Origin of the sequence: uncultured Campylobacter sp. (assembly GCF_938030785.1) — a bacterium.
Classification (GTDB): Bacteria; Campylobacterota; Campylobacteria; order Campylobacterales; family Campylobacteraceae; genus Campylobacter_B.
Genome location: NZ_CALHIK010000101.1, coordinates 1 through 6,568, shown reverse-complemented (window position 1 = coordinate 6,568; position 6,568 = coordinate 1). Strand labels below are relative to the sequence as shown.

General features: G+C 50.7%; 6 protein-coding genes. All 6 read right to left on the bottom strand.

The window, feature by feature from the left end; genetic code table 11:
• Nucleotides 1-12 precede the first annotated feature (12 nt).
• Nucleotides 13-1,131, bottom strand: a complete 1,119-nt coding sequence (locus Q0438_RS05715) for a glycosyltransferase (protein WP_299188408.1) — start codon at nt 1,129-1,131, stop codon at nt 13-15.
• Between the two features lie 238 nt (nt 1,132-1,369).
• Nucleotides 1,370-2,413, bottom strand: coding sequence for a glycosyltransferase (locus tag Q0438_RS05710; RefSeq protein ID WP_299188406.1), 1,044 nt, complete (start codon nt 2,411-2,413; stop codon nt 1,370-1,372).
• Complete coding sequence (locus Q0438_RS05705; RefSeq protein WP_299188404.1) at nt 2,410-3,774, bottom strand: glycosyltransferase family 2 protein; 1,365 nt, start codon at nt 3,772-3,774, stop codon at nt 2,410-2,412. The genes Q0438_RS05710 and Q0438_RS05705 overlap by 4 nt, the downstream gene beginning before the upstream one ends.
• Nucleotides 3,771-4,847 (bottom strand): glycosyltransferase family 4 protein, encoded by a 1,077-nt coding sequence (locus tag Q0438_RS05700; RefSeq protein WP_299188401.1) that lies wholly within the window; start codon nt 4,845-4,847, stop codon nt 3,771-3,773. Before Q0438_RS05700 ends, Q0438_RS05705 begins: the two co-directional genes overlap by 4 nt.
• Nucleotides 4,848-6,107, bottom strand: a complete 1,260-nt coding sequence (locus Q0438_RS05695; RefSeq protein WP_299188398.1) for a polysaccharide pyruvyl transferase family protein — start codon at nt 6,105-6,107, stop codon at nt 4,848-4,850.
• Nucleotides 6,104-6,568 (bottom strand): Coenzyme F420 hydrogenase/dehydrogenase, beta subunit C-terminal domain (locus Q0438_RS05690; RefSeq protein ID WP_299188395.1); only part of this gene is annotated, 465 nt, incomplete at its 5' end. The genes Q0438_RS05690 and Q0438_RS05695, both read right to left, overlap by 4 nt.

The window sequence follows — 6,568 nt, the reverse complement described above, 5'->3', positions numbered from 1 at the left end:
TCTCCGCCACGCCTATTTTCCTTCGTCGATTTGTTCTATTTTTGCGATCAGCTCGCTTGCTATCCGTTTTTTATCGAAAAACGAGGCTCTAATTTTAGCCTTTTTCTCATAAAATTTTACATAATTTTCATCATCCAGCGCTTTTTGCATCGCCGCTTGGGTGCTTTCTAGATCGTTCACGCCCACCAGCACGCCCCATTCGCTTTGCCCCATAAGCTCGCGCGCGCCACTTTGATGATCGCTTGAAATTACGAGCTTGCCGCACGCAAGAGCCTCGATGAGCGCGTTTGAAAAGCCCTCAAAAAGGCTTACGAAGACAAACGCATAGCATCTAGCCATATATTTATACGGGTTTGCGTCAAAGCCCAACAGTTTCACGCGACCGCTTAAGCCCAGCCCCTCTATCAGAGCCTCAAGCTCGGCTCGCAGCACGCCGTCGCCCAAGATCAGCAGGTCTTTGTCGTTATTTTTTAAATTCGCATACGCGCGGATCAAAAGTGCGTGGTTTTTACCCGCATCGAGCCTGCCGACGCTTAGGAAAAAGGGCCGCTCCTGCGCGATAGGCTCGCTAGCTTTGTGACCGATCTCATCCAAATCGATCGCGTTATACAGCACGCTCATCTTGCGCTCATCGATTCCGAAATTATCCGCCAAGTCACGTAGATTGCCGAGCGAGTTTGGAAAGATAAAATCGGCCTTCGGATAGAGCTTGCGCAGCAAAAATTTTGAAATTTTGGATTTAAAGCTCGCATCTTTATACAGCACCGACGGCGTCGAGCATTCGTTAAAAATCATCGCTCCGCCCAATCCGTAAACTCGCGCCAGCGCCGCCACGTAACACGGGCGGTTCATCCAAACGAAGTGGATATCGATGCCCAGTCTCTCGCATAGCTTTTTGTAGCGCAGCGCCAAAAACGGCAGCTTTGCAAGCTTCAGCAGCCCGTTTTCAAAGGGGGCTGATTTTTCGATGAAATGGATCTGCACGCCGCTTGGAATTTCATAAAAAATCCTCTCGTTCATCAGCACCAGATGCACCTCGTAGCGTGCCGTAAGCTCGCCTAGGAGGTTGCTTACGACGCGCTCGGCGCCGCCGCCGCCCATCGAATATATAAAAACGCTTAATTTCTTCATCCATTTACCTTTTAAATTGCTGTTGCGCTCTAAATTTAATCTTTCCGTTTTTCACGCGAGCGCCGCCATACCCGCCGTTTAAATTTAGCGTATTTTACGCCGCTCTAAGCGGCTAAATTTCATCGCGCGATGCGGCAAATTTAAACGCGTTGTTTCGCTTGGGCGTAAAACGCTATCTTAGCACACTGAAGTTTAAATTTAATCCCTGCGCGCCGCGGCGACGTAATAAACGACTCTACTATTTGCGCGCAAACCGATCGATCAAGCCCTGCCAGAGCTCAACGATGCGCTCCTGCGAAAACTCGTCTAAATTCTCATTTGCATTTTGCACCAGCCGCTTTTGCAGCGCCTCATCGCGCATTAAATTTTCAAGCTTGCTCGCAAGTTCATTTGCATCGCCGCATTTAAACAAAACGCCGCTAAAGCCGTCCTTTATGAGCTCTTTTGCGCCCGCCGTGTCGCTACTGAGCCGTGCACAGCCGTAAAATGCAGACTCGATCAGCACGTTCGGAAGCCCCTCGCTAAGCGAGCTTAGCACAAAAATTTTGGCTTCTTTATACAGCTCGTTCACGTCCTGTTTGTGCCCTAAAAATCGCACTTCAAGCTCGAGCCGCGCCGCCAGCTCGCGCAAGCTTTCGCGCAGCGAGCCGTCGCCTGCGATTAAAATTTCCCACTTCGCAAGCAGGCCTTTATCGATCCCGCTTAGCGCGTCAAAGTAAATTTCATACCCCTTGACGGGCTCGAGCCTGCCGACGCTTAAGATCACGTTTCGCTTGGCGTCCTTAGTATCGCAGATCTCGCCGAAAAAGGGGTTATGCACGACGAAGCAGTTTTTGACAAATCGCGAATAGTACTCAAAGTCCGAGCGCGTAAGCACCGTAAGCGCATCCGCTTTTTTGTAGCACAGATCGCGCACGCGGCTAAAAAGCCCGCTTGGCAGATAATCGTGCGCGTTGTGCTCTGTCGCGATGAGCGGGATGCCTAGCCCAAAGCTTGCGATCACGCACGCTACGTTCGTCCAGTCCATAAAGCTGATGATGACGTTTGGGCGCTCGCGCTTGAAACACTCGCGCAAAATTCTGTATTTATCGAACCTGCCGCCGTTTTTATAAACATCCAGATGCAAAAATTTTATCTTTTCGCTAAATTTATACCTGCCCTCATCATTTTCCAAAACCGCGATCGTAACGTCGTTCGCGCGCGCAAAATGGTTCGCCAAAACCTGAAGCACACGCTCGGCGCCGCCGTTTCTAAGAGCCGCGATGACGAATAAAATTTTCATCTAAACGCCTTGTAAATTTTATATAAAAACCGCAACAGAGCAGGGTTTGCGTAAAACAAAACCATTAAAATTTTTTGCACCCTATTAGCATGGCGCATGAAAAATCTGAAATTTAAATTTTCACGCACAAAGCCGTGTAGCTGCGAAATGACGGCGACCGCTTCATCGCCGCCCAGCGCCTCGTCGCTATTTGGCGCCTTCTTGCTTGAAATTTCGCCCGAGCCCTCTTTCGCGCTCGAATTTACGGCGCCGCTAGCAGGCGCGGTTGCTTGCGATCTTATCACCATAAACGCCGTATTTAGCGCGGATTCGCAGCGCGTGAAGTTCGCCTCCTCCCTTAGCTGCGGATATGCAGAGACAATGGAGTCCGTAAATCTGCGCACTGCGGGGATCGCAGCCAGGTGGCGGCGCGAGAACGAATTAACGGTCGAGCCCGCGCGGATGCGGTAAAAATAGAGCGTCTCACTCGTGCACGCGGTAGCTCCGTGATTAAACATATCGAAAAAAATCGCCACGTCCTCGTAGATCTGCCCCTGCGGAAAGCGCAGGCTTTTAAAAATTTCGCTCGCAAACAGCGCACGGCAGGGACCGGTGCTAAAATATGGATTTTGTAGGCAGCTCTGTCTAAACAGCTCGCACGGCTCTATAATCCGCTCGCGGCTCGCGCCCTTTTGGGCTTTGCTTTGCGCTTTTATCTGCGGCGCACAAGCTCGCGCGCCGTTTTGCAAGCTACCGGTTTGTGCGCTATTTTGCGAAGCGCAGTCTTGCGAGTTGCACGTTTGTACGCCGCTTTGCAAAGCTCCGTTTTGCGCTGCAGCGGTTGCGGGGCTATCGGCGTCGCGCACATTAAATTTAATTTTATCCTCCGCGGAGCCGCTAAATTTAGCCTCATCTGACGCTGCGCTTTGCTTCCCCGATAAAATTTCACTCCCCGTTTCTTTAAATTTAGCCTCATGCGCCCTGATCTCCGCAATCTGCGCCGAGCTTTCAAACGCCTTGTATCCGCACATCGCGATCTTGACATTGAATGTTTTGATTAAATTTAAAAGCGTCCGCACGAGATCCACATCCGCCACGTCGTCGCTATCGACGAAGGTCAAAAACTCGCCGCGCGCAAGCTCAAGCGCGGCGTTTCGCGCGCTAGCCTGCCCGCCGTTTGACTTATGGATAACGCGCACGCGGGCGTCCGAGCGCGCATACTCATCGCAGATCTCCCCGCTAGCGTCGGTTGAGCCGTCATCGATCAGTAAAATTTCCAAATTCGAGTAGCTCTGATGCACGACGGAATTTAGGCACTCGCGCAAAAAATCCTGCACGTTATAAACGGGGATTATCACCGAAACTAGCGGGTTTTGCCTCATTTTTGCTCCAAGCTCAAATTTATAAAATCGGTCCATTTTTTACCGATCGTTTCTATGCTAAAGTCCTGCGTGCGCTTGTTTGCGTTTTGCACGAGAGTGTCTCGAAGCTTCTCGTCGCTCATTAAAATTTCGAGCTTTTTAGCGATCTGCGCGCTATCGCCCACAGGGCACAAAAACCCGTCTACGCCATCGTTTATGAGCTCGCGCGGCCCTGCGATGCAGTCTGTAGAGATGCGTGCGATGCCGAAAAATAGGCTCTCCATCAAGATATTGCAAAAGCCCTCGGCTCTGCTGGTGACGACTACGATTTTGGCGCGCTCGTAAAGGCTCTCGATATCGCGCACGAAGCCGATAAATTGCACGTTTACGCGCAGTTTCGCAGCCAGGCTTTCAAGGCTTTTTTGCTCCGGCCCGTCGCCTGCGATCACGACCTTCCACTCTTTTAAAAGATTAAAATCCATAAGCGCAAGCGCCTTAATCAGAGTATCAAAGCCCTTGTAGGCGTTGAGCCTGCCCGCTGCGAGGATAATATTTTCCTTGGCAGGGCGCTCATCCTTGGCATGAGAGATCTCAAACATCGGATTTGGCATGATCGCGCGATTTTGCACGTAGGTGTAGTGGTCGAAATCGAACTTGCTAAGCACGCTAAGCCCATCGGCAAACGGATAAAAAATCCGCTTCAGAGCCCGCCACATCGGACTTTTTAAAAAGCGATGGTTAGTGTGCTCGGTGATGATGATCCTATTTTCAAGCCCTAAATTTGCGATGAGCGTAAGCACGTTGGTGTTGTCCAAAAAGGAGATCACGACGTCAAACTCGCGCTGCTTTAAAATTTTACGAAGCGCGAAAATTTTATTAAATCGCTTCGTAAAATTTCCCAAAATCCCCCGCTCGCCGACGCCTAGGTTCAAATTTAAAACCCGCACCTTGGGCGAAATTTTATAAAACGGCTCTTCCGCGTCAAATTTTATCACGCAAACGTCGTGCTGCTCGCAGAAATAATTCGCCAGCACGCTTAGCACGCGCTCGGCGCCGCCTTTACCCAAAGATGAAATCACTAAAGCTATCTTCATTTACGCCCTTAAATTGCTGATCAAAAACTCGCGCGAAGCCTCACGCCTGCGCGATAAAATTTCATTCACGCGCGCCCAATCGACCTGTTTGCTTAGGCTCACGTCGCTCGCGCTTTTTATGACGCGATCTTGCAGCTCGAAGCTCTCAAAAAGCGAGTAAAAGCGTGAGCTGCCGCGGTTTTCGTTGATAAACGCGAAAAACGGCTTATTAAACAAGATCGAAAACGCGCATCCGTGAAAGGAGTCGGTGATCACGAGCTGCGCGCCCGCGATGAGGCTTAGCCACTCCTCGATGCTTACGCGATTTGCCTTGTCGTTCACCTCGCGCACGCCCAGCCCTTCGCGCTCGCTCACGCTTTTTAAAATTTCGCTCTTGCTCTCGTTTTGATCCAAAATGTAGGCAAAAATTTGCCCTTTTTGTGCGGCGTTTGCTGCACAAACAGCATTCTCGCCGGTATCCTGCGCCGAAAAAGCCGTATCCGCAATATCCGCTGCGGTGCCGTTTAAATTTTGCGCGGCGCCGTCTGTTTTTGCGGCATCTTGCACGCCGTCCGCTTCCGTGCGGCCTGCGTCGCTTTGCGCGAACTCTACAACACCCAGTTTTACGCCGTTTGCCGCGGGCGAAATAAATTTTTCAAAAACCTCTCTGCCCGCCAAAAGCGTAGGATCGAGCACGAAAGCGGCGCCCGAAATTCCAAACACGCTTTCGCAAAGCGCCGTGCCATTGCGCTCGCGCACGCTAATCGCTTTAAATTTAGCTAAATTCGCCTTATGAAGCTCTAAATCGCGCGCGCCTTTGAAGCTCTCGCCGCCGAAGCTCGCTGCATAGGCGATTTTGATGCAACCATGCGGCGCAAAGCCCAGCGAAAAGTCGTTTTCAAACGCGTCAAAATACGGCGGATTAAAGACTTGATCGCTTCCGAGCACGCAAGCGCCGAATTGCTCCTGTTCAAATAGCCGCTTTAGCGCCGCGGACGAGTAAATTTCGCGGGTCGTTTCGATATTTTGCGCGACAAATCGCTGCGTGTCGGCGTAGTAGCGCAGCGTGCTAAATTCGGCGTTTTTGTATTTTTTAAAATAGATCAGCTTCGCGAGCAAAAATTTTAAATAATCGCGCGAAAAAAGGCCTCTTTGCCTGATCTTTAAATTTACCACGGGCGCTTCGAAGCCGTAGCTCTCAAGCGCGCGCTGCAGCGCATAAGCCTGTAAAATTCCGCCGTAATTATTTACCAAAGGTAGCGTAAAAATCGCAACTTTCATCCATTTTTCCTTTTAAGCTTGCCCGCTAGCTTGCCTAGCAGAAATTTCGCCGTAGCAAAATATGCCAAAATCCGCGCGACGCGGCGTATCTTTCTAACCCGCGCAGCGATAAAATCGTCGCAGTCAAAGCTCCTCGCGCTCTCGTTTTGGATCTCAAATTTTAGCTTGTAAATGTATTTTTTAAGCGGATTTTTCGTGCCGTAAAAAATTTCGTTTTTCGTATCCACCACGCTTTGCTGCGAGCTTTGCACTAGCGCTGGCGAGATACTTTCGCAAAACTCGCCGCCGTTTTTAAATAGCTCGTCGATCCTTTCGTCGCGCGTGATCACGAGCGAACTGCCGCGAAAATCCCTCACCTGCGGGCTTAGCCACGCATCCATCAGCACCGCGTCGGCGCACTTTGCGAAAACATCGACGCAGCGGTTACAGGCAAGCGGCGTAAATGCGCGCGAAGACCAGTA